The sequence below is a fragment of the Faecalicatena faecalis genome (genome assembly GCF_012524165.2).
GTDB lineage: Bacteria > Bacillota > Clostridia > Lachnospirales > Lachnospiraceae > Faecalicatena_A > Faecalicatena_A faecalis.
The window spans coordinates 78,062-102,493 of the sequence record NZ_JABACJ020000021.1; the positions used below are offsets into that span (position 1 = coordinate 78,062).

A 24,432-nucleotide genomic window follows, 5' to 3' on the forward strand; every position below is an offset into this window, starting at 1 on the left:
AGAATGGAAAGATTGATAGCTAACAGGAGGCAGGCATGGAATTTACAGCAGTTTATCACAAGACATCAGAGCAGATGAGCTATGCACTGGATGAGAATGACCTGGTCGTGAACTTGAAGACAGGGTACGACGTAAAACAGGTCTTTATCCATTATGGCGACCCATATGACGCCGGGATTTTAGGCGGCTGTGAGGTATGGCATGGAAAACGGGAGGAGATCTGCTATAAGAAGCGTCTTCGTCATCAGCTTTGGTGGACGACCACGTTGAGGCCGCAGTATAAGCGGTGCAAGTACTATTTTGAACTGCATACGGACCGGGAAGTGTGGTATTATTTAGAGGATGGATTTCTTACTGAAGAGCAGTTGAACATGGAAGGCAGAATGCTCCAGTGTTTTACCGTGCCGTGGATGAATCCGGCGGATATAAACAGGACGCCAGAGTGGGTGAATGATACGATCTGGTATCAGATTTTCCCGGACCGTTTCTGCAATGGAACACCGGAGAAAAATACACCGGATATAAAGCCCTGGCAGACAGGCTGTGTGAAAAATGAGGAGCGCTATGGAGGTAATCTGGAAGGAATCCGTCAGAAGCTGCCTTATTTAAGAGAATTGGGGATTACAGGAATCTATCTCAATCCGATCATGGAGGCAGAGTCCAACCACAAATATGATACAAAGGATTATACAAAGATCGATCCTCATTTTGGAGAGAAAGAAGATTTTACAAGACTGGTAAAAGAGGCACATGGGCAGGGAATCAGAGTGATGGTAGATGCGGTATTCAATCACTGCGGACGGCAATTCGCTCCGTGGCAGGACGTGCTTAAAAAGGGGCAGAACTCCCCTTATGCAGACTGGTTCATGATAAATGACTGGTCCCTTTTGAACAAAAGGGCGGATACTAGGGATGGCAGATTTTATTCCTTTGCGTTTACAGATGGAATGCCGAAAATCAATACGAATAATGAAGAAGTGGTTTCCTATTTCTGCAAAGTATGTGAAGACTGGATTCGCGATTATGATATTGATGGAATCCGTTTTGATGTGGGAAATGAAGTGTCTCACCGTTTCCTGAGACGCCTTCGGGAACATTTAAAGGGCATCAAGCCGGATATTTACCTGCTGGGAGAAATCTGGCACGATGCAGGTCCGTGGCTTAACGGGGATGAGTATGATTCTGTTATGAATTACCCGCTGATGAGCGGCATCCACGATTTCTTCCTGGATGAGAGCCTTGATAAGCTGGAGTTTGAATATATGGTGAACCGCTGTTATACGATGTATATGCAGCAGAATAATAACGTGATGTTCAACCTTCTGGATTCACACGATACAGAACGCCTGATGAACCGATTCCATAATCTGGACATTTTTTATCAACAGCTCGCAATCCTGTTCACCATGCCGGGAAGCCCCTGCATTTATTATGGCACGGAAATCGCGATGGAGGGCGGATTTGACCCGGACTGCCGCAGGTGTATGCCCTGGGATGAGATTGATTCCAGAGAAAATCAGACACGTATCGGGGCTGTGCGCACTCTGATCGAGATGAGAAAAAAGGAGGATGCATGCAGAAGCCTATATTTCCATTTCCCGGACGAGTATCCGCAGAAACGATGTGTGGAATATATCAAGCTAGATGCACAGGGGCGGGAAATCGAAGTGCTGCTTAACTGCTCGGCAGAGGACATGGAAGTGAAAGCTGGGGGAGAGGTCCTGTTTGGCCGAAATTTCTCAGGCGGGATTCTGGGAGAGAACGGGACACTGATTCGAAGGAAACAATAACATAGCATACAATATAAATTAAATTGAACCCCATTGAGGCAGTAACGAAATGGATTGCATATATCCGATTTGACTAGGAAGGAGAAGGCAGATGGATAATATTACACGAAGAGATTCCGGCATGGCTTATATATCAGATGATGCCGTTATGGAGGAACAGAAAGTATGCAGGAAGATTTTGCAAAAGCTGAATTTTATGGACCGTTCGGATTTTGACGGGATCGTCAGGACGGTGAAAGAGCTGTTGGGAGAATCCGAGGATGCATTTATCAATCCTCCATTTTACTGTGACTATGGTTCCCATATTAAAGTGGGAAAGAATTTTTTTGCAAATTATAACTGTACAATCATTGACGTTGCCCCGGTAACCATTGGGGATAACTGTCAGCTGGCGCCGAATGTGGCTATTTATACGGCGGGACACCCGGTACATCCTGTTTCCAGAAATTCCATGTACGAGTATGGAATCGAGGTGACGATCGGGGATAATGTGTGGATCGGCGGAAATACCGTGATCCTGCCCGGTGTACATATCGGAAGCAATACGGTAATCGGCGCAGGGAGTGTGGTCACAAAAGATATTCCGGATTGGTGCGTGGCAGCGGGAAATCCATGTAAGGTCGTGAGGAAGATCACGGAAGAGGATAAGAAGTATTACTATAAGGACAGGCAGTTTGATGACGAGGCCTGGGAGCAGATTAAGGGGCTCTAGGAGGAAGAAGTTTCTGCTGAATCACGGATAAAAATCATAATTAAAGCTTTAGAAAAATGAAAGACGATAAAGCAGCACAAAATCGTGGGAAACGTTTTGTGCTGCTTTTGCCTATGCTGTTTCTTCATTTTCAGTATCAGATACCGGTACACTATTGTGGACAGGTGTGACTGTTACAACAACATCATCAAGAGGTGTGATCAGACTGATTTCTTTATTTTTAGCAATATCCAGATCACAAACACGGATGGTTTCGCCGACTTTCATATCTCCTACATCAATGTTGATTCTGTCAATTAAAGCGGATGGAAGTGCCCGGTAAGAAATCTCCTTTAGTGTTTCCTGGGGAACTCCAGAAACTACCTTATCTGGATTAATCATCACAATTTCGGCTACAGAGTGAACCTTTTCGTTGCTTACCAAAACCTGAAAATCAATCTCATCAATTTGACTTTTCATGGAATTGAATACGATATCCTTTATAAGGACCTCATATGTATGGTCTTCAATATCCAACATAATCTGGCTTCCTTTGTTGTAGGTTTTAAGGAGCTGAGCCGCATCAAATTGCTTGATCTTTAATGGGACAGAGCCTGGAAAATCCTTTCCATACAGGTTTCCAGTGACAAATCCTTCTCTTCTGAGTCTTTTAGCTTTAATCTTCATGCACCTTTTTTCAGCTTTTAAAGTATACATTGTATTTCCTCCTAAAATCTGAGTGCTTAGCATCCTTCTGCAATGAGGTTCTGTTAAGTGTTTTTCCTGTTACAGTTATATTATAGCAGATATAGCAGAAACAGATTAACCAATTATAAATTATTTTGAAGGTTTTCTTTGTGAAAAAAGAGGTGTTATTAAGAGGAAATGTTCCAGTTCCCCCGCGTCATTTGTCAATCTGCGTAAAGTAATCGACGAATGAACTGTATTAAGAAAATGCTAATTGAGAAAAGTTATCAAAAATCCTTGACTTTTACAGAACAGGAAGATATAATAACTATGTAATTGAAAATAATTATCAAATACAAAGCACGCCAATGTTATTATTCAATATAAAGGAGGCAGTTTTCATGGGAACATTTATTGTAGGAGCGATTATTGTGGGGGCAGTAGTACTTATCGTCAGAGGAATGGTCCGCGATAAGAAGAATGGAAAATCCATACACTGTGGAGGTGATTGCAAGCATTGCGGCGGGCACTGCGGCCATTAGGAACGGGCAGGGACGAAAGAATTACCGTAAAGCTGTATCCTGAAATAGAATAAAATGTAAAATAGAAGCGCTTATTGAGAACAGGAGCTTATTTGAAGCAAAAATCTTCAAAGACCCCTCAATCCCACTAGGCGCTTTTGATTTGGCAGAATATTACATAATGAGGTGAATATGAAGAAATTAATCAATGGTATATTTATCGGATCTGGATTTTTGTTGGTCGGACTTGGAGCTTTGGGGATTGCCCTTCCTCTCCTTCCGACAACCCCGTTTTTAGTACTGGCAGCGGTGTGTTTTGCAAAGGGATCAGAACGTTTCCACGCCTGGTTTTTAAGCAACAGACTTTACCAAAAGTATGTGGGGCCCGCGGTGAATAAAAAGGAGATGGAAAAGTCGGCAAAGAGAAAGACTCTTGGAACGTTGTGCCTGATTTTTATCATCAGCTTTTTGTTGGTGCCGATCTGGCATGCAAAGGCGGCCATCTTAGTGGTTGCGTTGTTCCACATCTACTATTTTTCCTTTAAGATCAAGACTGCACCTGTGCCTGGGAAGGAGCTCGCTGCAGATGAGTAAGAAGAGTGATGTGCAAAAGGAGCGGGAACAGGAAAGGATTCGCCAGGTCATGAGGTATGCCGGTCGGAGGATGCTATTCGTCCATCCAGTCATGGCAATGCGGCATGTGAGGGGTGGAACAATCAAAGAGAAGAGGAGACAGACATCATGAAAAAATATGGGGAAATAATATTTTACATCACAACTGTGATTATGATTCTTTCGGGGGTTGGCATCCACCCATTGGGCGGGATACTGGCGGTCAAGATCATCCACAAGGCATCCGGGCTTTTATTCTGTATATTCCTGATTGGGCATGCATCTCGTTACGGAAGAAGATTCAGGAGGAAAAAAGCAAATGTTTCATAAACGACTACTAAAGGAATTTAAGGATAACCGGAAATATACGGTGGGGATGGTATTGACGCAATGGGTCACTCTGCTTTCTAATGTGGCTCTGATGCTGACGGCGGCATCTTTGATTGGTAAGATGAGTACAAGGAGCCTGTCAGCCTCGGATTTCCAGAACATCTTATTGACATTGACAGGTGTTTTACTTGTCAGAGGGGGAATGAATACGTTGAATAGTAAGTTCTCTTTTCTGGCATCTACGGCAGTGAAACGAGGACTCCGCGACAAGATTTACAGAAAATTGATGGAGATGGGAAGCCATTACCGCGAAACTACTGCGACATCGGAGGCCGTGCAGATCAGCACGGAGGGCGTGGACCAGCTTGAAATCTATTTTGGAAAATATATTCCGCAGTTTTTCTATAGCCTTCTGGCCCCGGTGACATTGTTTTTCATTGTCGGAAGCATGAATATGAAGGCGGCAGCCGTGCTTCTTCTTTGTGTCCCGCTGATTCCTCTTTCCATTGTGGCGGTTCAGAAGTTTGCAAAGAAAATGTTGCAGAAATATTGGGGCACGTATACGGAGCTGGGAGATTCCTTTCTGGAGAACCTTCAGGGACTGACCACATTGAAAATATATCAGGCCGACAAAAGATATGCAGAAAAGATGGACGAGGAAGCAGAAAAGTTCCGAAAGATTACCATGCGTGTACTGATCATGCAATTAAATTCCATCAGCGTGATGGATCTGGTCGCATATGGCGGAGCGGCAGCAGGGATCATTATAGGTGTGCTTGAGTTTTCAAAGGGCAGTATCAGCCTTGCGGAATGTTTTTTCATCCTTATGATCTCAGCAGAATTTTTCTTGCCCCTGCGCCTTTTGGGCTCTTTTTTTCATATCGCGATGAATGGAAATGCAGCAGCGGATAAAATTTTTCGGCTTCTGGATGCTCCGGTGCCCAAGAAGGGCAGTGTGGAGGAGATAGAAGGAAGTTCTATGCAGTTTGAAAATGTAACCTTTGGGTATGATGATGGCAAGCCCGTTCTAAAGAATGTCAGTTTCCAGGTGGAGGAAGGCAGCTTTACGGCATTGGTAGGTGCCTCCGGGTGTGGAAAGAGTACGATTGCTTCTCTGCTGATGAGGTATTATCTGAATTATGAAGGAGAGGTGAAAATCGGCGGAATTCCGGTTCGTGAGTTGAATGAGGAGGCTCTTTATAGAAAAGTCACCAGAATCCGACATGACAGTTATATATTTAAGGGAACAGTGAGAGAAAATCTAAGAATGGGAAAGGAAGATGCATCTAAGGAGGAAATGCTCTGGGCACTTAGAAAAGTCAATCTTTACGATACCATCATGGAAAAGGGCGGGCTTGACATGCAGCTTAGTGAACAGGCATCGAACCTGTCAGGCGGGCAGAAACAGAGACTTGCGCTGGCCCGTGCACTGCTGCATGACAGTGATATTTATCTCTTTGATGAGGCGACCTCGAATATCGATGCTGAGAGTGAGAATCAGATCATGGATGTGATTCGGGAACTTGCGATGGTCAAAAGTGTCATTCTGATTTCACACAGGCTCGCCAATGTGACGGACGCGGATCAAATACTGATGATACAAGATGGAACCGTGATAGAACGTGGGAAACATCGGGAACTTCTGGCAGGAAATGGAGCCTATGCAAAGCTTTACATGAGCCAGAAAGAATTAGAAAAATATGCAGGAGAGGGGGCAGCGTAATGGAACAAGATAAGAAGGCAGAAGCGAAAGTGGAAAGGGACAGGAAATTGGGGAAACATAGAAGTCCTCTTCAGGTCATGGCGGGGCTGATCTACATGATCAAGCCGCTTTTGGGCTGGATGTTCGTGGCAATTTTTATGGGATGTCTGGGAAATCTGGCAGCAACATTTCTGACTATTTTTGGCGGCTATGGGATGCTGGATGTGGCCGGAATCGATGTGGGATTCTCATTTTTTACTGTAGTTACTATATTGGTTATATTCGCGGTGATGAGGGGAATTCTGCGTTATGCAGAGCAGTCCTGCAACCATTATATTGCGTTTAAGCTCCTGGCAAGAATCCGCCATCAGATTTTCGGGGCACTTCGGAAACTCGCTCCGGCGAAATTAGATGGTAGTGAAAAAGGAAATCTGATTTCCATTATCACCAGTGATATTGAACTTTTGGAGGTTTTTTATGCCCATACCATATCGCCGATCGCGATTGCCGTGATTACCTCCATTGTCATGACCATCTTTTTGGGAATGCAGCATCCATTACTTGGTGTGATCGCCTTGGCTTCCTATGGTATCGTAGGGTTGGTGATTCCGGTGCGCAATAGCAGGAAGGGGAGAAAACGCGGACAGGATTACAGGGATTCTTTCGGGGATTTGAACACCGCTGTCCTGGATAATCTTTATGGTCTTGAGGAAATTGTACAGTATCAGCAGAAAGAGAACAGGATGGAGGATATGGCCTGGAAGACAGGGCAACTGGAGAAGACCAGTGAAAAGCTGAAAAAGGATGAAAATGTACAAAGGATTACGACAGATACAGTCATTCTGGCTTCGGGAATCCTGATGCTGATGGTCTGCGGTTATTTGGTACAGACAGGGCAGATGGAATTTTATCAGGGAGTGGCGGCCGTGATAGGAATGATGAGTTCCTTCGGACCGACTGCGGCACTATCCGCGTTATCGAATAACTTGAACCATACGCTTGCAAGTGGAAACCGGGTACTGAATCTTCTGGCGGAGAGTCCGGCTGTGAAGGAGAATCTGGAAGGAGCAGAGCTGCCAGTGGGCGAGGCTGTCTTTCAGAATGTCCGTTTCTGTTATGAGGATGCAAAAGAAAACGTTTTGGAAGGTTTTTATGCAGAATTTGAGCCGGGTAAGGTACATGGAATTTTAGGGAAAAGCGGCTGCGGGAAGTCTACATTATTAAAATTGATGATGCGCTTCTATCAGGTAGATGCGGGAAGTATCCGCTACGGCGGTGAGGATGTGAATGATATCCGAACCGAATCACTGCGAAAGGGTATCTCCTATGTGACACAGGAAACGTTCCTCTTTCATGATACGATCGAGAATAATATCAGGATCGCGGATGAAAATGCGACCCGGGAGGAAGTGATCGAGGCGGCGAAGAAGGCATCTATCCATGAGTTCATTTTGTCACTTCCTCATGGCTACGATACCAGGCTGACTGAGCTGGGAGACTGCATCTCCGGCGGCGAGAGACAGCGCATCGGGATTGCAAGGGCATTTCTACATAAAAGCAGGATGATTCTGTTAGACGAGCCGACCAGCAACATCGACAGCCTGAATGAGGGGATCATCCTGAAAAGTCTGGAAAGAGAGAAGAAGGACAAGACCATCCTTCTGGTATCCCACAGGAAATCGACTATGGGAATCGCAGATCAGGTTGTTTCCATGTAAGGGAAGGCCTTATTCCAGAGAGGACAGCTCCTGTTCCAGCAGTTCGATATATCGCAATGCTTCATCGGGCAGTTTTCCTGTGCTCTTTTTGAGATACACAACATTACAGCAGACTTCGGGAATCCGGATGCTCACCCAGTTGGAATGGTCATTGGCGGAAGGATGCTGCATACAGCCGACGCTGAAGGCATTGGTAGAGGAGACAAGACGCCGTCTTGTCTCTTTATCGTGGACGAAAATATGCTTATAGGTATCGATCATGTCCATATAAAGCAGGCTCGGATATTCGTCACCCCGGTTGAAATCATAGGAAATGTGTGCGTAGTCTTTTAGCATATCCAGGGTCACATTTTCAATCCCGTTCTTCAGGACAGGGTGTTCTTTTCTGAGATTGATGTTCAGGTGCAGCTTCTTGAGCGGGATCATGGAAATATTTTTTGCCTTTACCACTTCCCTGTACAATGCCATCGCTTTATCATCAAATGCGGTGATCCCGATGTGGGATTTATTCAGATAGACATCATTAATGACTGTCTTCACATTCCCGGAGGCCATGGAGATATCGAGTCTCTTATGGCTCTCGTATTCCCTGCACAATTTGATAAATGCCTCCGATACTGCCGTATGGTTAAAAGAGGAAATGATATTCAGCCGGCGGCAGCTTTTGTCCAGCCGGCTTCCTTTGATCTGCCGGAGCTGTTCCGCAATGATCTCTGCATGCTGGATGAAATATTCTCCTTCCTCAGTGAGGATCAGTCCCTGGTTCGTGCGCAGGAAGATCTGATAACCAAGCTCCGCCTCAAGTGAGGAAATGGCACGGCTGATATTGGGCTGTGAGACAAATAAATTTTCGGCTGCCGCGGAAAAAGACAGGGTCCTGGATGCCTCGGCGGCATATTCAAGCTGCTGTATATTCATACTGAGTTCTCCTTTTATAAATACAATCGGTTATAAATCTGATCCGGCCAGGAAATGCCGGCATAGATAACAAGGACGTATACCCCCATATCAGATACATATTGGTAAAACAGTTACTGCCCAGATACAATAAAAGTAAACAAGGACAGCACTTAAGATTCTGATTTATTTTCATTATAGGGGAAGGCAATCAGGATTGCAATGAAACTTTAGGAGCCGCAAAAACGAATGGAGAAGGAGAGGATAAGGTGGACAAAAATCTTTTAGACAGTTTGATGGAAGAGAAACGGGCACTTTTTGAAGGCATCAGCGACCAGATATGGGGATTTGCAGAGCCGGCATTCCATGAGACGAAATCTATGGAACTGCAGAAACGGACTCTTGTAGAAGAAGGGTTTGAAATCACGGAATATGTGGCAGATATACCGACTGCCTTTAAAGCCAGCTATGGAAGCGGCAGGCCGGTGATTGCGTTTTTGGGGGAATATGATGCCCTGCCGCTTCTGTCTCAAAAGGCGGACATGTTAAAGCGGGAGGAGCTAAATCCCGGTGGATACGGACACGGGTGTGGACACCATCTCCTTGGAACCGGATCTGTACAAGCAGTTACAGCAGTTAAAAAATATATGGAGAAAACCGGCCTGGGAGGAACTATTATATACTACGGTTGTCCAGCAGAGGAGGGGGAGGCAGGAAAGGCATTCATGGTGAAGGGGCACGCATTTGACGGATGTGATATCTGTCTGACCTGGCATCCCTATGCGTTCCATGTCTGCTCGATGTCTTCGCTGGCAAATGCCAGGGTAAAGTACCGATTTAAAGGAATCAGCTCCCATGCCGCGACCTCCCCGCACCTGGGGCGAAGCGCACTGGATGCAGTGGAATTAATGAATGTAGGCTGTAATTATCTGAGGGAACATATGCTGCCAGAATGTAGAATCCATTATGCTGTTACCAATACTGGCGGGGATGCCCCGAATGTGGTTCAGTCCGAAGCCGAGGTAGTGTATGCCATCCGTGCCCCGCAAAATGCAGATACACTCAGTCTTTTTAACAGGGTCAACAAAGTCGCACAGGGCGCTGCTTTGATGACAGAGACGGAAGTGGAGATCAGCCTGCATTCTGCATATGCAGATTTGATTCAGAATAAGACGCTCAATGAAATTGTCTATAAAAACATGCACGTATTTTCTCAGATTCCGTATACAGAAGAAGACCTGGAATATGCTCAGCAGTACAAGAATCTTGCAGACAAACGGGAAATAGAGCAGTTAAAGGCTATGGCAGCACAATTTCTGGGCGAAAAGGCGGATGCGGCTCTGTCAGAGCCTGTTGTAAGGCTGATGATTCCACCAGTCAATTTAAAACAGGGCTCCAATGATGTCGGAGATGTCAGCCAATGTATTCCTACGGCATGCTTTAGCGCAGCATGCTATGCAATGGGGACCGCGCCTCATACATGGCAGGCCGTTGCACAGGGGAAAAGTCCGCTGGCACATAAAGGGATGTTTTTTGCATCCCAGGTACTAGCTGCGACTGCAGTCAATCTTTTAGAAGACCCGGATCTGATTGTAAAAGCGAAAGCAGATTTTGATACCGTCATGAAGGGGAAGGAATATGTAAGCCTGATTCCAGATGGTTTAAAGCCGGCAGTTCTAAGAGAAAATCAGAGTAAATAGGAGGTACGAGATGGGGGAAAGTTATTCTTTTATATCAAATAGCGGCTGGATGGTTGTTTTATGTGGTATCGTAATCTGTTTTGTGATGGTACAGTCCGCACTATTCCTTAAGTCAGCCTGGAAACGCTCAGAAGAGATAGGAATTTCTATATCAGACAGGAAAAAAATCGTGAAAAGCAGTGCTCTTTTTTCGATTGTCCCATCCCTCCCGATTCTGATCAGCTATGTCATCCTGATGCCTGCACTGGGACGTTTCTTCCCATGGCTGAGGCTCAGTGTCATTGGTTCTGCAACGTATGAGACGATGTCAGCCAATATGGCAGTGACTGCTGCTGGGTACGACAGTATTTCTAGCGGCGATTTCGGGCCGGATACCTACGTGATGATTATGTGGGCGGTTACATTAGGAATCATGTTATCCAGCCTTGCAGTCCTAATTCTGAAAAGGTATGATAAGAAGCTGGAGTCACTCAATGCTGGGAATAAAAAGCTGGGTACTATGATTACTTCAGTCATGTTCCTGGGAATGATGGCGACCTTTTCCGCACCTTATCTTGTAGATTATAAAAATGTAGTGGCAGTTGCGACTATGATTCTATCTGCAGGCTCGATGTATTTGTTGGAAAGGGCTGCAAAAAAATGGAAATCATTGAAGGAGTTTTCATTTGCTATGAGCATGATCGTGGGAATGACAGGGGCATGTATCGTATCAAACCTGATGGGAGGAATATAGTATGCAGACATATGATCAGTTTAATAATAAGATTCATAAATTGGGCATCACAACGACTTTGATTCTGGGAGTTCTGTTTCTTATGGTTCCACTGGGGATTACTCTGGCCTTTGGAGTCAGCCTGGATTGGAAGCAGATACTGACGGTATCGGCACCGATTGCATTGATCTTTGGAATCACGGGACTGTGTGAGAAGTTGTCAATGGCCCCGGTAATCGGTTCGGGAGCTGTTTACCTCGCATCTGCCACAGGAAATGTCCAAAATATGAAGCTGCCGGCTGCCTTGAATGCAATGCGTGTCATGGATTGTGAAGAAGGGAGTGAAAAGGGCAGAGTAGTCTCGATCATTGCAGTTGCGACATCGGCCTTTGTGACAACTCTAATTGTATTCACAGGAATGCTGTTCCTAGCTCCGATGGTTGCCCCGCTGCTTTCGAATCCCCACGTAGCGCCTGCTTTTGATAATATGTTTCCGGCCCTCTTAGGACCGCTCGTATTACCTGTACTGATGAAGAACTTTAAGGCCTCCATTCTTCCGTTCGGCCTGGCAATCGTGTTTGCAGCGGTACTTGGACCGAGGTATGGACAGTTGCAGAGCATCGTCATGGTTGTTGTCATTCTACTTTCGATTGGTGGAATGAAAGTGATAATGTCAAGAAAAGAGAAGCAGGCAGAGATGCTTTGATTAAAAGAGAAAAAAGCTGTCACACATGCGATGAAAGAATCGCTGGTGTGGCAGCTTTTCTTATAGGAAAAGCGATGGGCTGCTCATTTATTTTATATCCAAGCTTGTTTCTAATTATTTCTTTTTCGAGGCCAGATACTCTCTTTTTAAGTTCTGTACAGTCTCAAGCGGCAGACCAATACGCTCTGCGATAATATTCTCATCAAGGATATCAATGAGGTTTCTGGCATCATTCAATTTCGCCTGTTCAGTACCTTCTTTTACTAACATTTGTCCTATGGTTACCTAAAGGTGCCTAATTTACGTCCGGTGAAAAAAAGAGTACAATGTGTATAAGAATAAAAACGGAGGTCAGCTATGAGGATAAATCGATTTGAAAGGAGTTCATCAGGAATATCTCATGATAAAAAGGAAGTCCAGCAGTTCATAACAGAGCTTAAGAATGCAGATGCGGTCATTGTTGGAGCAGGAGCAGGTTTATCCACGGCTGCCGGATTTGTCTATACGGGTCCGCGTTTCCAGGAGTATTTTCGCGATTTTATTGAAAAGTATCATTTTCAGGACATGTATTCGGGAGGCTTTTATCCATTTAAGACACTGGAGGAGCACTGGGTCTACTGGAGCAGGTATATCTATATCAACCGTTTTATGGAGGCACCGAAGCCGGTGTACAATCAGCTCTTTGATCTCATAAAAGAGAAGGATTATTTTGTTATTACCACTAATGTGGACCATTGCTTTCAAAAGGCCGGGGTGGAGAAAGAAAGGCTTTTTTATACACAGGGGGATTTTGGCCTCTGGCAGTGTTCCAAGCCGTGTCATGCACAGACTTATGAAAATGAAGAGACGATATACCGGATGGTAAAGGAACAGAAGGAAATGCGTGTTCCGTCAGAGCTCGTGCCCTACTGTCCGCGGTGTCATGCTCCGATGAGCATGAATCTGAGGGCAGACCATACATTTGTAGAGGACGAAGGATGGCACAAAGCCTGTCAGAGATATGAGGACTATCTGACGCAGCATCAGAAAGCACGTGTACTTTTGTTAGAATTAGGATGCGGGATGAATACACCCGGAATCATAAAAATTCCTTTCTGGAAATTAACACGGAAGTATGAAAATTTTCGGTATGTGTGTATCAATAAGGGGGAGGCATGGGCACCGGAAGAAATCTGGACTCGTTCCCTGTGTATCAACAGAGATATCGCAGACGTCCTGCAGGAGATTTCATTCCAGGCAGGAGGGACAGAAGAATTGAAATGATCCATTTGAGAAGGAGGCATAAAAATGACACATGATGAACAGCGTGAATATCTGATCCAGGTACTTTTAACAGAAGAACCACGATATGAAAAGATGAAGATACCAAAAGATTTGGAACAGCAGAAGCTTCTTTTAAGAAGTTTGATGAATGTCCGGCCGCCGAGACCAATCAGTGAAGAATTTCTAAGGATTCAAGATGAATACTTAAGTGAAGAGGTCAGACGAAAAGGAGTCGTAGATTCAGATGGGTTGGAGCCTTCCCCTTCTGATATAAGGATATTCCTATGGAAAGGGGATATTACGACCTTAAAGGTGGATGCTATCGTCAATGCCGCGAACAGTGCTCTTTTGGGCTGCTTTCAACCCTGTCACTCCTGCATCGACAACATCATCCACAGTGTAAGCGGTATCCAGCTTCGGCTTGCCTGTGATGAGCTCATGAGAAAACAGGGACATGATGAGCCGACGGGGACGGCGAAGATCACACCGGCCTTTAATCTCCCGTGCAAGTATGTACTCCATACTGTGGGACCAATCGTTCAAGGAACGCTGACAGAGACACACCGCCGGCAGTTGGCAGACTGTTATCGCTCCTGTCTTAAGCTTGCAGCACAACATGAGGTGAAAAGTATCGCCTTCTGCTGTATTTCCACAGGGGTATTTTGCTTTCCACAGGAAGAGGCTGCGGAAATTGCAATACAGACGGTCAGAGAATATTTAAGGTCTGATACACAGATCAATCAAGTGATTTTTAATGTATTCAAGCAGAAGGATTACGACATTTATAAGGGAAAACTGTCATAATGTCCTTCAAAGGACGGCACAAAGAACCAGACAGAAGCAGAGAAAAATCTCAAAAATTTATCTAAAATATTGCGCTCACCGTACTGGTGGGCGTTATTTTTAAGAGAAAAATTTTTCAAAATAAAACCTGAAAAAATATGGAAGAATTATTATAAATTACTTAAGAAATAGATTTTCACAATACAACGGAAAAAAAGTCTGCTATAATATGCAATAAGATGTGATTGAGGAACGATTTCATCTATCTGGCTGCCTTTTGGGAAGTCATACAGGGAAGATTGAAGGACACCCGAAACCAAAATAAAAGGAGTTGGACATCATGAAAAACAAACTCAGGACGAATCAGGCAGTCATTCCGGGATATGCGGTATTTCCGCTGTTATCCTGTGTAGCGGTGAATTTTATGGTCTACATGGGAACCGATGCTATTACAAAGGGATGGGAGCATTACGATCTCACGCTCCCGATAGACAGAGTAGTGCCTGTAGTTCCCGCATTTGCATCTGTATATTTGGGATGTTACATCTTCTGGATCGTGAATTACATATTAATTGCAAGACAGGGCGAAGAGCACTGCATTCGTTTTGCAACAGCGGATATGATATCCAGGCTGATTTGCGGAATCTTCTACTTGATTATGCCAACGACAAATATCAGGCCGGTGATTACAGAATCTGGGGTCTGGGAATCGGTCCTTTTGTTTGTATACAGCATTGACCCGCCGACCAGGCTGTTTCCTTCGATTCATTGTCTTGTGAGCTGGTTCTGCTATATCGGAATCAGAAAGCAGAAGAATGTGCCGAAAGCATACCGCATTTTCTCCTGCCTGTTTGCTTTGTTAGTCTGTGTATCTACGCAGTTGACGAAGCAGCACTATATTGTAGATGCATTGGGAGGAATCCTGATTGCAGAAGGTACTTACTGGCTGGCATTCCATACACAGCTTTATCAATATCCGAAGAAGCTGTTCGACTGGCTTTACCGGAAGTGTTTTCACAGGAAAAAACGTTCTGTGGGAAAGAGAGTAAATTGTGGCGAGTAAAAAGAAAAAATTGATAAATACATTATTCTTAGTGATTGTATTTGCATTGACATTATACAGTGTATTTAAAGGAGAAGACCTGCATGCAGTGCTTCGTGCGATCATGAAAGTGAATCCCTTATATCTACTTCCTGCGGTGGCAGGAGTCATTGTTTTCATCTGGGGAGAATCGATCATCATCCACTATATGCTCGGTACGCTGAAGATACATACAAAGAAGTGGACCTGTTTTCAATATTCATGCGTGGGATTCTTTTTCAGTGCAATCACACCATCTGCCAGCGGTGGGCAGCCGATGCAGATTTATTATATGAGAAAAAATGAAATTCCGGTTCCGGTCTCGACATTAGTGCTGATGATTGTTACAATAACATATAAGTCGGTTCTTGTTGTAATCGGGCTGTTCGTTGCCTTTTTCCAGAGAGGCTTTGTACATAAGTATTTGGAAGGAATCCTTCCGATCTTTTATCTGGGAGTGGCACTGAATGTGGGATGCTGTATCGCGATGTCGATTCTTGCGTTCCACCCGGCGCTGGCAAAAGAAATCATGATGCGCTGCTTAAAGATTCTGGAGCGGCTGCATATTATGAAACATAAGCCGGAACGTACGGAGAAGCTGGCAGCTTCTATGGACCAGTATAATGCGACAGCAGCTTATTTAAGAAGCCATGTGAAGGTCATCATCAATGTGCTGGTGATTACATTTTTCCAGAGATTTGCCCTGTTTTTTGTGACTTGGTTCGTCTACCGGGCATTTGGACTTCATGGTGCGCATATATATGATATAGTAATGCTGCAGGCCGTGGTGTCAGTATCTGTTGACATGCTTCCTCTTCCGGGCGGTATGGGAATCAGCGAGAATCTGTTCCTGGTCATCTTTAGGGGCATATTTAAAGCAGGGCTTCTTCTGCCTGCTATGGTATTGAGCAGAGGAATCGCCTACTATGTACAGCTTCTGCTGAGTGCAGGTATGACTTTGTTCACTCATCTGACAATCGGATTTAAGGAGCAGAAGAAAGGAACCTCCTATACTGTTCCGGGTACAAAGGTGGGGAAGACTGGCGTTTCACCGTAAGTGAAGAGAAAATCTAAAGAGAAAAGAGAGAAAGAAATGATTGGATTTTATAATTACACAGTAATATTGACCTATATCAGTCTGGCTACCTCCGTCTTTGGAATGACGCAGGCAGTCCACGGGCGTTTTAAGACTGCCATTTTCTGTCTGGCCCTGTCAGGGCTGTTCGATATGTTCGACGGAAAGATCGCGCGCAGAAAGAAGGATCGAACGGAGGATGAGAAAGCGTTTGGCATCCAGATCGACTCCCTGTGTGATGTGGTCTGTTTTGGTGCTTTCCCGGCTTTGATCTGTTATCTGCTGGGCGTAAGAGGCCCGGTGGGGTTGGCGTTCATCGCTCTATACTGCGTGAATTCTGTAGTAAGGCTTGCGTATTTCAATGTGATGGAGGCGAAGGGTGCTCTGGTCACAGAGGACGGTGAGAAGTTCTATAGAGGACTTCCTATTACGTCTATGGCGGTAGTTCTTCCACTGGTATTCATGGTTCAGTTTTTCGTGCCAGACTGGGCATTCCGTATCTGTCTGCATCTGGCGCTCCTGATCGTAGGAATCCTGTTCGTGGTCGATTTCCGTCTGAAAAAGCCGAAGAATGCTACTCTTGCAGTTCTGGTCGTGATCGTAGCGGCAGCAGTTATTATTATGATTATTTTTACCCGTTACAGAGTCAGCTATCATCCGGGATGGCCATGGCTTTCCTGGGTCAGAAAAATATAATTTGCGAACATAATAAAATAAGAGAGATAGACTTGAGTGTGCTGCCGTAAAATGAGATACGGCGGTACACTCTTGTGTTATAAAGAATGAAAGAAAGCAGGTGTAGAGATGAAATATATAGATAGTAAAGGAAAGATTTCAATAGAAGATTCCGGGCAGGACAAGCTGTTAAAATGGATGTATACGCACCGTATGGGCAGGTGTATGTTAAAGGTCTTGGTCCACCCGGTGGTTTCAAAGGCAGGGGGATGGATGTTGGACCGTGGCTGGTCACGCTGTTTGATCCGGCCTTTTGTGAAGAAAAATCAGATAGACTTGGACTGCTGCGAGAAGCAGAAGTTTCGTTCCTATAACGACTTTTTTACCAGACAGATGAAATCAGAATACCGCCCCATGGAAGGCGGAGAAGGCACGCTGAACAGTCCATGTGACGGAAAACTGAGCATTTATCCGATTACGTGCAGGGAGGGGGAGAAGAGCAGTTTTTGCATTAAAAATACATGGTATACGGTGGAATCTCTCCTTCGCTCCAAAAAGCTAGCACAGTATTATGAGGGTGGTACAGCATGTGTCTTTCGATTGACTGTGGATGACTACCATAGGTATTGCTATGTTGATGAAGGAGACAAATCAGAGAATCATTATCTTCCCGGTATCTTCCATACTGTGAACCCCATTGCTAACGATGTGGTTCCTATTTATAAAGAGAATGCCAGGGAATATTCCCTTTTAAAGAGCAGGCATTTTAAAACGGTTCTGATGATGGAAGTCGGCGCGTTGATGGTCGGAAGAATTACGAATTATCATGGAGCATGTAAGGTGCACCGGGGACAGGAAAAGGGACGGTTCGAATTTGGCGGTTCCACGATTATATTGCTGTTCCAAAAGGACGCAGTTCAGATCGATGAGAGACTGTACCAGAACACACAGAAGGGATATGAAACCATCGTGAAGATGGGAGAAAAGATCGGAACGGCTCATCAGGATTAAGGGGGAAGGAGAACGGCATGGAGGGGTACTCACGAAAAGAGAAGCTGCTTGTGCAGGTAAAGAATACACAGGAAGAAAGAGAACATTTTCATCAGGACATTGAACTGCTCTATGTTCTGGAGGGCAGTATGGATGTGGCTGTGGGCGAGAAGGTGACGCATATGGAGCCTGAGGATGTCCTGATAGTGAATGCAAATAAGAAGCACAGTCTCCGGGGAACAAAGGATATCCTGTTCGCAAAGCTGTCCATTGATTACCATTTGGTCAGTGATATTTTTCAGAGTGTAGATATTATCTTCTGGTGTGATTCCACGAAAGAGGATCATGAGAGATATGAAGAACTGCGAAGAGTCATTAAGCAGCTTTTGAATCACTATCTGAGTACGCAGGGAGGCGTTGCCAACTTCGGGCATATCGCGCTCTGTTATCAGATCATGGATATTCTTTCGGTACATTTTCTTGTGCAGGCGGCAGACCGGGAGAATATGGATGATACGGACCGGTTCGAGGAACGAATCCTGCAGATCAATAATTATATTCGGGCCAATTACAGCCAGCCCATCAGCCTAAAGGACCTCTCGGAAAAGCTGTATCTGTCTAATGGATATCTGTCTCGTTTCTTTAAGAAAAATTACGGGATGAGCTTTGCAGAATATCTCACGAATATACGGCTCTATCATGCAGTGGATGAACTGCTCTATACAGGCACGCCGATTACGAGAATTGCCTATGATAATGGATTTGCCAGTGTAGCAGTCTTTAATAAGGCATTCAAGAAGGCCTATGGAGAGACACCGTCAGCGGTGCGGAAAAAGTCCAGAGAGCCAAAGAAAGATATGTTAAGACAGGAACATGATACCATTGTTGAACAGAGGCTGGAGCAATTTTTGCGGGATGACGGGCTGGAACGTGAAATCCCGGAAATCCAGGAAAAGACAGAGGAGGTGGTCTCTGTCAGGGCAAAGGAAGAGACGGCCTGTATCTGGAATCGGATGATCAATATCGGATCGGCAGAGGAACTGCTCAGATCAGAGGTGCGCGAGCATGTGATTCTATTAAAAGAGGCGCTGGATATCCAATATGTACGGTTCTGGAATATTTTTTCAAAAGAACTGCTCATCGATATCAGCAGGGAGGATGAAGAGTATAATTTTTCGAAGCTGGATTCTATTTTGGATTTCCTGCTTCAACAGGGCATACGACCCCATATCGAACTTGGGCAGAAGCCAAAGAGGATTCATGGAAGTGTACAGAATCTGCTGATGATCACGGAAGAGTTGGAGGTAGGATTTACAGATCTGGGGCATTGGGAAAAGGTTCTCAAGGCGGTGATGAGGCATCTGGTCCACCGGTATGGAAGTCGGGAGGTCGGCACATGGCGGATGGAGCTGTGGATGGAAGAGAGCCAGAAAGGTAACCCAGCCGCAGAAGAAGGATATTTGGAGCTTTTCGAGAAAACTTATGAGGTAATACACAGATATTCTACAGAGACAGAGGTGGGCGGCTGCGGCCTGCGTCTGGGGTATATGCAGGAATCCAATAAAGAATTCCTGGAAAAATGGGCAGAAAGGAAGTGCAGGCCTGATTTTCTTTCTATCATTTATTATGCATATGTGAAGGGGGAAATCGCTCAGGACAATTATTCCAAGCGTAATACGGATGACGATGCATTAAAAAATTGTATCCTTTCGACAAAAGCTATTTTAAGGAAGGCCAAAATGCAGGATACGAGGCTGTATGTAACAGAGTGGAACCTGACGATATCGGATCGGAATTATATCAATGACACCTGCTTTAAAGGGGCATATATTGTAAAGAATATGCTGGATATCTATGGGATGGCTGATGAAATCGGATATTTTATCGGAAGTGACAGAGCTTCGGAATATTATGATTCTCATACCATGCTCTACGGCGGCACCGGAATCATCACAAAGGACGGCATTCTAAAGCCTTCTGGGTTCGCATTTGAATTCCTCGGTCGGCTTTACCCCTATTTTATAGGAAAGGGCGATCATTATCTGATTACAACAGACAAAAATGATACATATGGTATCATCTGTCACAACCAGAAGAAATTGAATTATAATTACTATTTTACAAAGGAAGATGAGATCGAGAAGGAACAGATCTGGAAGTATTTTGAAGACCGCGAGGCCCTAGAGCTGCATCTTAAGCTGGAAGATCTGGAGGATGGTCTGTACCAGGTAAAGACATACCGGATCAATGAACATGCGGGAAGTGTCCTGAATATCTGGGCGGAGATGGGATATGAAAGCGAGCTCTCCCGCAATGATATTAAATATTTCCGAAGAGTCTGTGAGCCAAGGCTGAATATTCAGAAGCAGCAGGCTAAGGGCGGAATCATGGAGTTAACAATCAAGATGGAACCAAACGAAATTACATTCGTAAGAGTGAGGCGGCTGGTGTAATCCTGTCAAAATGAACATATCTTATACATTCAAGAAAGAAAAGGTCAAAAATAACACCCTGTTTTTTGACCTTTTCTTTTTTCAAAATTATCCCAACATAAAAAATGTCATTTTTATACCATAAAGTCAGACAAAAAGAGAAAAGCGGTATGGCTTGTATTTCGTTACAATATAGAGGATGAAAAAAGAAAGTACCGCATAAATAGAAGGGGCTGTCCCTGAAAAGTGAAAGGAGTAAGAGAAGATGAAATTAGGATTTATAACAGCAATTTGTGATGGAATGACATTTGAGGAGGTGGTTGATTTTGCTTCGGAAAACAATCTGGAATGTCTGGAGGTAGCATGCTGGCCTCAGGGCGGGGCACAGAGAAGATATGCGGGAGTCAGTCACATTGATGTCGCAAACATAGATGAAGAAAAAGCTGCATATTTGAAGGACTATTGTGCGAAAAGGCATGTTGAGATTTCTTCCCTTGCTTATTATCCGAATACATTGGAGCCGGATGTGGAAAAGCGCAAGGCATATATTGACCATTTGTATAAGCTGATTGATGCGTCTGTGATGCTGGATGTGAATATGGTCACCACCTTCGTAGGACGTGATCCGAAGAAGACAGTGACCGAGAATCTGGAACTTGTCAGAGAAGTGTGGCCGCCAATTGTTCGCTATGCAGAAGAAAAAGGTGTGAAAATCGGTATTGAGAACTGTCCGATGTTATTTACCGAGGATGAATGGCCGGGAGGACAGAACCTGATGACTTCACCTGCTAACTGGAGAAAAGTCTTCGAAATCATTGATAGTCCGAATTTTGGAATTAATTATGATCCGTCTCATTTTGTATGGCAGCAGATCGATTATATCAAACCGATTTATGAATTTAAGGATAAAATTTTCCATGTACATTACAAAGACATCAAGGTCTATGAGGACAGACTTGCAGATGTAGGAATCATGGCTGCACCGCTTGAATATATGTCACCGAAGCTTCCGGGACTTGGGGATGTGGACTGGGGAAAATATGTGTCTGCGCTGACGGATATTGGTTACGACGGATATACCTGTATTGAAGTCGAGGATAAGGCGTTCGAAAAGAGTCTGGATGATGCAAAAAAAGCGGTGCTGTTAAGTGCAAAATATTTGAGGAATTTTGTGATTTAGAGACATTGCAGGAATTCAGAAAGTGCAGGAAAAAGGATGCTTTAGAATCTTGTGAGATTGTAGGCCTTCATGCGGCGTTAAAAAATGAAGGAGAATTTGATAAGAAGGAGAGATCGTGATGAAAATTAAATTAGGTGTGATTGGTTTTGGGGGTATGGGAAAATGGCATGCGCTAAATGCACCGAGAGCAGGCGTAGAGATCGCTGCAGTGTGTGATATTGCACAGGAAAAACAGAAGGAAGCTATTGAGATGGGGTATAAACTCTATCAAACAGCAGATGAACTTTTGGCGGACCCGGAGGTGAATACGGTCATCCTGACAGTCCCTAACTATTTGCATAAAGAAATGTGCATTAAGGCTGCAGAGGCAGGTAAGAATGTCATCACCGAGAAACCAGCGGCCATGAACGTACAAGAATTAGATGAGATGGAGGCAGCCTGCAGAAAGGCCGGCGTGTTCTTTACCTCACATCAGGACAGAAGATGGGATAAGGATATGCTGATCGTGAAAAAGGCGTATGAGGAGGGCATGCTTGGAAACATCTTTACGATTGAGTCTAAACTGCATTCCGGCAATGGATATATGCATGAATGGCATATTTATAAGAAGTTCGGCGGCGGGATGATCTATGACTGGGGCGTGCATCTGATCGACCAGATTCTGTTCATGATGCCGGATGCAAAAATCAAATCTGTCTATGCGGATATTAAGAATGTGCTTCACGAAGAGGTGGATGATTACTTTAAGATCATCTTGAAGATGGACAATGGTGTGACTGCCCATATCGAACTGTCGACCTACATTCTGGAATATCAGCCCAGATGGCTGGCTGCAGGAGATAAGGGAACATTGATCGTGAAGACCTTTGGCTGTGACGGCAATATTTACCGCACTGGAAAACTGCTTGAGAAGCTGCCGCCGCAGATCACGGAGACAGAGGCAGGTCCGACCAGGCAGTTTGCACCAGTGCCGCCAGGAGGAATCGTGACAGAACCGCTGCCGGAAGTGCAGACAGACTGGGTAGATTTCTATCGCAATGTAGATGATGTGTTAAATGGCCGGGCAGAGTCCAAGATCAAGATACCGGAGGTGCGCCGTGTATTGTCCGTTATGGAGGCAGCATGGAAATCGGCTGAGACAGGGGAAGCCGTATTATTTGAGTAGGGGGACAGAAGGAATGAAGAAGTATGCATTTGGTGTAGATATAGGTGGAACGACCGTGAAAATGGGGCTGTTTAAAACAGACGGAAAACTGCTGGATATGTGGGAGATTCCTACGAGAACAGAAAATGGCGGGAAATTCATCCTTGGGGACATTTCCGAAGCCGTTTATGAAAAATTGAGTGAAAAAAAGATTTCTCACCTGGATGTGGAAGGAATCGGCATGGGGGTCCCAGGACCTGTAGGTGCAGACGGAACGGTCTTCAAATGCGTGAATCTTGGCTGGGATATCTTCAACGTGGAAGTCGAGCTTAGTGAATTGACCGGAATGCGTGTAAAGGCTGGGAATGATGCAAATGTCGCTGCATTGGGAGAGATGTGGCAGGGCGGCGGAAGAGGCTGCAAAAATATCGTTATGATCACACTCGGAACAGGTGTCGGGGGCGGCGTGATTCTTGACGGGCACATATTGCCCGGAGAGAACGGAGCTGCCGGGGAAATCGGTCATCTGCCTATGTCAGATGAGGAGACAGAATGCTGTGGATGCGGCAAAAAAGGCTGCCTGGAACAATATGCTTCCGCAACAGGGGTCGTGCGAATGACCAGGAAATATATGGAGGCCCATCCCCAGATGCACAGCACCTTAAGAAGCATCGAGAAGCTTACAGCAAAAGACATTTTTGATGCCGCAAAGGCAGGAGATGAGATTGCTCTGAAAATGACAGATGAAACAGGGCGTATGCTTGGAAAAGGACTCGCTTCAATCGCCTGTGTTGTGAACCCGGAAGCATTCGTAATCGGAGGAGGGATGGCAAAAGCTGGAGGAATCCTCCTGGATTCGGTTCAAAAATACTATCGGTCCTATGCCTTCCATGCGGCAAGAGATACCCGGTTTTGCCTTGCAGCATTAGGCAATGAGGCGGGAATATACGGAGGAGTAAAATTAATCTTAGATTAGATAAAACAAAGTGAAGAACTTTAGCCTCGTCACGGATAAGGAGACGCTAAATAAGATAAAATCCAGGGGCGTACAGGTCCTATCTATCGTTTCAAAATCCACACGCTTGACGAAGATGTACGAATGATTCAAGAGGCACCCAGAAGGGCACACCCGGGATGCGGCGAAAAAACTGATGTTTTTTCACCTTAGCCCGGTATAAAAATTGATTTGGGAGAATCAATTTTTATCCCTTCTGGGTGCCTCTTGAGTCATAAGAACATCTAATCGTCCGCTTTAAGGACTTTTGAAACGATAGATAGGACCTGTGCGCCCCTGAATTCTATCTTACTTAGCTGGTTCATCAGGTCAGTAATGAAAGATAGTTTCTTAGGAAGAATGGGAGTTAGACCATAAAAGCATATATATTTGTATGGCAAAGCTGAATTGTGATAAAAAGTGTAACTTGTTTTTTATAGCTATATTTTTTTGCTTTCTGTTCTCTTTTTTCTGGTCTCGTATTTCCGGCCTCTTATTACTGATCTTTCTCTCCCGTTTTGATGAGTCAGCCGAGGGAACTGGGGGATGGGGCTGCTGGGGGGTGGGGATCTGGTATTTCAAAACCCTTGCCTTCCGTCTCCCCGCGTTTCCTGTTACGTATTCTTCACGGATGGCAAGGGTTTTGAAATACCAGATCCCCCCCCCCCCCCCCGCCCCGCCCCCCATTGCCGCCCGGGGCCCCGCCGGCCGCCCGGAGCGGGGCCAAGCCGGCGCGGGGGTGGGGTGCG

24 protein-coding genes are annotated in these 24,432 nt (G+C 45.0%); 21 read left to right on the forward strand and 3 right to left on the reverse strand.

Going from position 1 to position 24,432, the window contains the following annotated elements:
- The first annotated feature begins 35 nt into the window (after positions 1–35).
- Both HGO97_RS18055 and HGO97_RS18060 read left to right on the forward strand, forming a co-directional pair.
- A complete protein-coding gene (locus tag HGO97_RS18055) occupies positions 36–1,790 on the forward strand; it encodes a glycoside hydrolase family 13 protein (RefSeq protein WP_216244325.1) in 1,755 nt (584 codons plus the stop codon).
- A 91-nt stretch (positions 1,791–1,881) separates the two neighbouring features.
- Positions 1,882–2,502 carry a sugar O-acetyltransferase gene (locus HGO97_RS18060; protein WP_216244326.1) on the forward strand — a complete coding sequence of 207 codons (621 nt, stop codon included), beginning with the start codon at positions 1,882–1,884 and terminating at the stop codon, positions 2,500–2,502.
- A gap of 111 nt (positions 2,503–2,613) precedes the next feature.
- Here HGO97_RS18060 and HGO97_RS18065 read toward each other — a convergent pair whose 3' ends face one another.
- The gene (locus HGO97_RS18065; protein WP_216244327.1) at positions 2,614–3,198 is read right to left on the reverse strand and encodes a 50S ribosomal protein L25; all 585 of its coding nucleotides are present in this window, start codon (positions 3,196–3,198) and stop codon (positions 2,614–2,616) included.
- Positions 3,199–3,569: 371 nt separating this feature from the next.
- Between HGO97_RS18065 and HGO97_RS18070 the strand changes: the two genes are divergently transcribed.
- The 6 genes from HGO97_RS18070 to HGO97_RS18095 all read left to right on the forward strand — a co-directional run bounded on the left by HGO97_RS18070 (position 3,570) and on the right by HGO97_RS18095 (position 8,051).
- Positions 3,570–3,710 (forward strand): FeoB-associated Cys-rich membrane protein, encoded by a 141-nt coding sequence (locus HGO97_RS18070; protein WP_216244328.1) that lies wholly within the window; start codon positions 3,570–3,572, stop codon positions 3,708–3,710.
- A 171-nt stretch (positions 3,711–3,881) separates the two neighbouring features.
- Positions 3,882–4,283: a YbaN family protein gene (locus tag HGO97_RS18075; protein ID WP_216244329.1), complete on the forward strand. Its 402-nt coding sequence runs from the start codon at positions 3,882–3,884 to the stop codon at positions 4,281–4,283.
- Positions 4,276–4,434 carry a nitrous oxide-stimulated promoter family protein gene (locus HGO97_RS18080; RefSeq protein ID WP_216244330.1) on the forward strand — a complete coding sequence of 53 codons (159 nt, stop codon included), beginning with the start codon at positions 4,276–4,278 and terminating at the stop codon, positions 4,432–4,434. Before HGO97_RS18075 ends, HGO97_RS18080 begins: the two co-directional genes overlap by 8 nt.
- Positions 4,431–4,631, forward strand: coding sequence for a hypothetical protein (locus HGO97_RS18085; protein ID WP_216244331.1), 201 nt, complete (start codon positions 4,431–4,433; stop codon positions 4,629–4,631). The genes HGO97_RS18080 and HGO97_RS18085 overlap by 4 nt, the downstream gene beginning before the upstream one ends.
- A complete protein-coding gene (locus HGO97_RS18090) occupies positions 4,621–6,354 on the forward strand; it encodes an ABC transporter ATP-binding protein/permease (protein ID WP_216244332.1) in 1,734 nt (577 codons plus the stop codon). The genes HGO97_RS18085 and HGO97_RS18090 overlap by 11 nt, the downstream gene beginning before the upstream one ends.
- Positions 6,354–8,051, forward strand: coding sequence for an amino acid ABC transporter ATP-binding/permease protein (locus HGO97_RS18095; protein ID WP_216244333.1), 1,698 nt, complete (start codon positions 6,354–6,356; stop codon positions 8,049–8,051). Before HGO97_RS18090 ends, HGO97_RS18095 begins: the two co-directional genes overlap by 1 nt.
- 9 nt (positions 8,052–8,060) lie before the next feature.
- Here the strand turns inward: HGO97_RS18095 and HGO97_RS18100 are convergent, their stop codons facing one another.
- Complete coding sequence (locus tag HGO97_RS18100) at positions 8,061–8,969, reverse strand: LysR family transcriptional regulator (RefSeq protein ID WP_216244334.1); 909 nt, start codon at positions 8,967–8,969, stop codon at positions 8,061–8,063.
- Positions 8,970–9,217: 248 nt separating this feature from the next.
- Between HGO97_RS18100 and HGO97_RS18105 the strand changes: the two genes are divergently transcribed.
- Genes HGO97_RS18105 through HGO97_RS18115 form a run of 3 tightly spaced genes read left to right on the forward strand, consistent with a single transcriptional unit; the run spans position 9,218 to position 12,066 of the window.
- Positions 9,218–10,648 (forward strand): amidohydrolase, encoded by a 1,431-nt coding sequence (locus HGO97_RS18105; RefSeq protein ID WP_216244335.1) that lies wholly within the window; start codon positions 9,218–9,220, stop codon positions 10,646–10,648.
- Positions 10,649–10,658: 10 nt separating this feature from the next.
- The gene (locus tag HGO97_RS18110) at positions 10,659–11,381 is read left to right on the forward strand and encodes a DUF5058 family protein (protein ID WP_216244336.1); all 723 of its coding nucleotides are present in this window, start codon (positions 10,659–10,661) and stop codon (positions 11,379–11,381) included.
- 1 nt (position 11,382) lies between these two features.
- On the forward strand, positions 11,383–12,066 hold the full coding sequence (locus HGO97_RS18115; protein WP_216244337.1) for a hypothetical protein: 684 nt from the start codon (positions 11,383–11,385) through the stop codon (positions 12,064–12,066).
- A 114-nt stretch (positions 12,067–12,180) separates the two neighbouring features.
- Here the strand turns inward: HGO97_RS18115 and HGO97_RS18120 are convergent, their stop codons facing one another.
- Entirely contained in the window at positions 12,181–12,336 is a 156-nt protein-coding gene (locus tag HGO97_RS18120; protein WP_216244338.1) for a hypothetical protein, read from the reverse strand.
- Between the two features lie 87 nt (positions 12,337–12,423).
- Between HGO97_RS18120 and HGO97_RS18125 the strand changes: the two genes are divergently transcribed.
- The 10 genes from HGO97_RS18125 (at position 12,424) to HGO97_RS18170 (ending at position 23,665) form a co-directional block, all read left to right on the forward strand.
- Entirely contained in the window at positions 12,424–13,329 is a 906-nt protein-coding gene (locus HGO97_RS18125; protein WP_216244339.1) for an SIR2 family NAD-dependent protein deacylase, read from the forward strand.
- Positions 13,330–13,353: 24 nt separating this feature from the next.
- On the forward strand, positions 13,354–14,133 hold the full coding sequence (locus tag HGO97_RS18130) for a protein-ADP-ribose hydrolase (protein WP_216244340.1): 780 nt from the start codon (positions 13,354–13,356) through the stop codon (positions 14,131–14,133).
- A 319-nt stretch (positions 14,134–14,452) separates the two neighbouring features.
- Complete coding sequence (locus tag HGO97_RS18135) at positions 14,453–15,175, forward strand: phosphatase PAP2 family protein (protein ID WP_216244341.1); 723 nt, start codon at positions 14,453–14,455, stop codon at positions 15,173–15,175.
- Positions 15,165–16,250 carry a lysylphosphatidylglycerol synthase transmembrane domain-containing protein gene (locus tag HGO97_RS18140; RefSeq protein WP_216244342.1) on the forward strand — a complete coding sequence of 362 codons (1,086 nt, stop codon included), beginning with the start codon at positions 15,165–15,167 and terminating at the stop codon, positions 16,248–16,250. Before HGO97_RS18135 ends, HGO97_RS18140 begins: the two co-directional genes overlap by 11 nt.
- A gap of 36 nt (positions 16,251–16,286) precedes the next feature.
- Positions 16,287–16,964 (forward strand): CDP-alcohol phosphatidyltransferase family protein, encoded by a 678-nt coding sequence (locus HGO97_RS18145; RefSeq protein WP_216244350.1) that lies wholly within the window; start codon positions 16,287–16,289, stop codon positions 16,962–16,964.
- Between the two features lie 108 nt (positions 16,965–17,072).
- The gene (locus HGO97_RS18150; protein ID WP_216244343.1) at positions 17,073–17,954 is read left to right on the forward strand and encodes a phosphatidylserine decarboxylase; all 882 of its coding nucleotides are present in this window, start codon (positions 17,073–17,075) and stop codon (positions 17,952–17,954) included.
- 17 nt (positions 17,955–17,971) lie between these two features.
- Positions 17,972–20,386, forward strand: a complete 2,415-nt coding sequence (locus tag HGO97_RS18155; protein ID WP_216244344.1) for a GH39 family glycosyl hydrolase — start codon at positions 17,972–17,974, stop codon at positions 20,384–20,386.
- Positions 20,387–20,630: 244 nt separating this feature from the next.
- Positions 20,631–21,545, forward strand: coding sequence for a sugar phosphate isomerase/epimerase family protein (locus HGO97_RS18160; RefSeq protein WP_216244345.1), 915 nt, complete (start codon positions 20,631–20,633; stop codon positions 21,543–21,545).
- Between the two features lie 118 nt (positions 21,546–21,663).
- Positions 21,664–22,710: a Gfo/Idh/MocA family protein gene (locus tag HGO97_RS18165; protein WP_216244346.1), complete on the forward strand. Its 1,047-nt coding sequence runs from the start codon at positions 21,664–21,666 to the stop codon at positions 22,708–22,710.
- Positions 22,711–22,723: 13 nt separating this feature from the next.
- Positions 22,724–23,665 carry an ROK family glucokinase gene (locus HGO97_RS18170; RefSeq protein WP_216244347.1) on the forward strand — a complete coding sequence of 314 codons (942 nt, stop codon included), beginning with the start codon at positions 22,724–22,726 and terminating at the stop codon, positions 23,663–23,665.
- Positions 23,666–24,432 lie beyond the last annotated feature (767 nt).

Excerpts from the sequence above, each read along its gene's own strand:
- HGO97_RS18130 (WP_216244340.1), top strand. The coding sequence starts at position 13,354 with ATGACACATGATGAACAGCGTGAATATCTGATCCAGGTACTTTTAACA.
- HGO97_RS18065 (WP_216244327.1), bottom strand. The coding sequence starts at position 3,198 with ATGTATACTTTAAAAGCTGAAAAAAGGTGCATGAAGATTAAAGCTAAA.
- HGO97_RS18120 (WP_216244338.1), bottom strand. The coding sequence starts at position 12,336 with ATGTTAGTAAAAGAAGGTACTGAACAGGCGAAATTGAATGATGCCAGA.
- HGO97_RS18160 (WP_216244345.1), top strand. The coding sequence starts at position 20,631 with ATGAAATTAGGATTTATAACAGCAATTTGTGATGGAATGACATTTGAG.
- HGO97_RS18135 (WP_216244341.1), top strand. The coding sequence starts at position 14,453 with ATGAAAAACAAACTCAGGACGAATCAGGCAGTCATTCCGGGATATGCG.
- HGO97_RS18110 (WP_216244336.1), top strand. The coding sequence starts at position 10,659 with ATGGGGGAAAGTTATTCTTTTATATCAAATAGCGGCTGGATGGTTGTT.
- HGO97_RS18085 (WP_216244331.1), top strand. The coding sequence starts at position 4,431 with ATGAAAAAATATGGGGAAATAATATTTTACATCACAACTGTGATTATG.
- HGO97_RS18125 (WP_216244339.1), top strand. The coding sequence starts at position 12,424 with ATGAGGATAAATCGATTTGAAAGGAGTTCATCAGGAATATCTCATGAT.
- HGO97_RS18080 (WP_216244330.1), top strand. The coding sequence starts at position 4,276 with ATGAGTAAGAAGAGTGATGTGCAAAAGGAGCGGGAACAGGAAAGGATT.
- HGO97_RS18145 (WP_216244350.1), top strand. The coding sequence starts at position 16,287 with ATGATTGGATTTTATAATTACACAGTAATATTGACCTATATCAGTCTG.
- HGO97_RS18165 (WP_216244346.1), top strand. The coding sequence starts at position 21,664 with ATGAAAATTAAATTAGGTGTGATTGGTTTTGGGGGTATGGGAAAATGG.
- HGO97_RS18070 (WP_216244328.1), top strand. The coding sequence starts at position 3,570 with ATGGGAACATTTATTGTAGGAGCGATTATTGTGGGGGCAGTAGTACTT.
- HGO97_RS18100 (WP_216244334.1), bottom strand. The coding sequence starts at position 8,969 with ATGAATATACAGCAGCTTGAATATGCCGCCGAGGCATCCAGGACCCTG.
- HGO97_RS18155 (WP_216244344.1), top strand. The coding sequence starts at position 17,972 with ATGGAGGGGTACTCACGAAAAGAGAAGCTGCTTGTGCAGGTAAAGAAT.
- HGO97_RS18150 (WP_216244343.1), top strand. The coding sequence starts at position 17,073 with ATGAAATATATAGATAGTAAAGGAAAGATTTCAATAGAAGATTCCGGG.
- HGO97_RS18055 (WP_216244325.1), top strand. The coding sequence starts at position 36 with ATGGAATTTACAGCAGTTTATCACAAGACATCAGAGCAGATGAGCTAT.
- HGO97_RS18060 (WP_216244326.1), top strand. The coding sequence starts at position 1,882 with ATGGATAATATTACACGAAGAGATTCCGGCATGGCTTATATATCAGAT.
- HGO97_RS18115 (WP_216244337.1), top strand. The coding sequence starts at position 11,383 with ATGCAGACATATGATCAGTTTAATAATAAGATTCATAAATTGGGCATC.
- HGO97_RS18095 (WP_216244333.1), top strand. The coding sequence starts at position 6,354 with ATGGAACAAGATAAGAAGGCAGAAGCGAAAGTGGAAAGGGACAGGAAA.
- HGO97_RS18170 (WP_216244347.1), top strand. The coding sequence starts at position 22,724 with ATGAAGAAGTATGCATTTGGTGTAGATATAGGTGGAACGACCGTGAAA.
- HGO97_RS18090 (WP_216244332.1), top strand. The coding sequence starts at position 4,621 with ATGTTTCATAAACGACTACTAAAGGAATTTAAGGATAACCGGAAATAT.
- HGO97_RS18075 (WP_216244329.1), top strand. The coding sequence starts at position 3,882 with ATGAAGAAATTAATCAATGGTATATTTATCGGATCTGGATTTTTGTTG.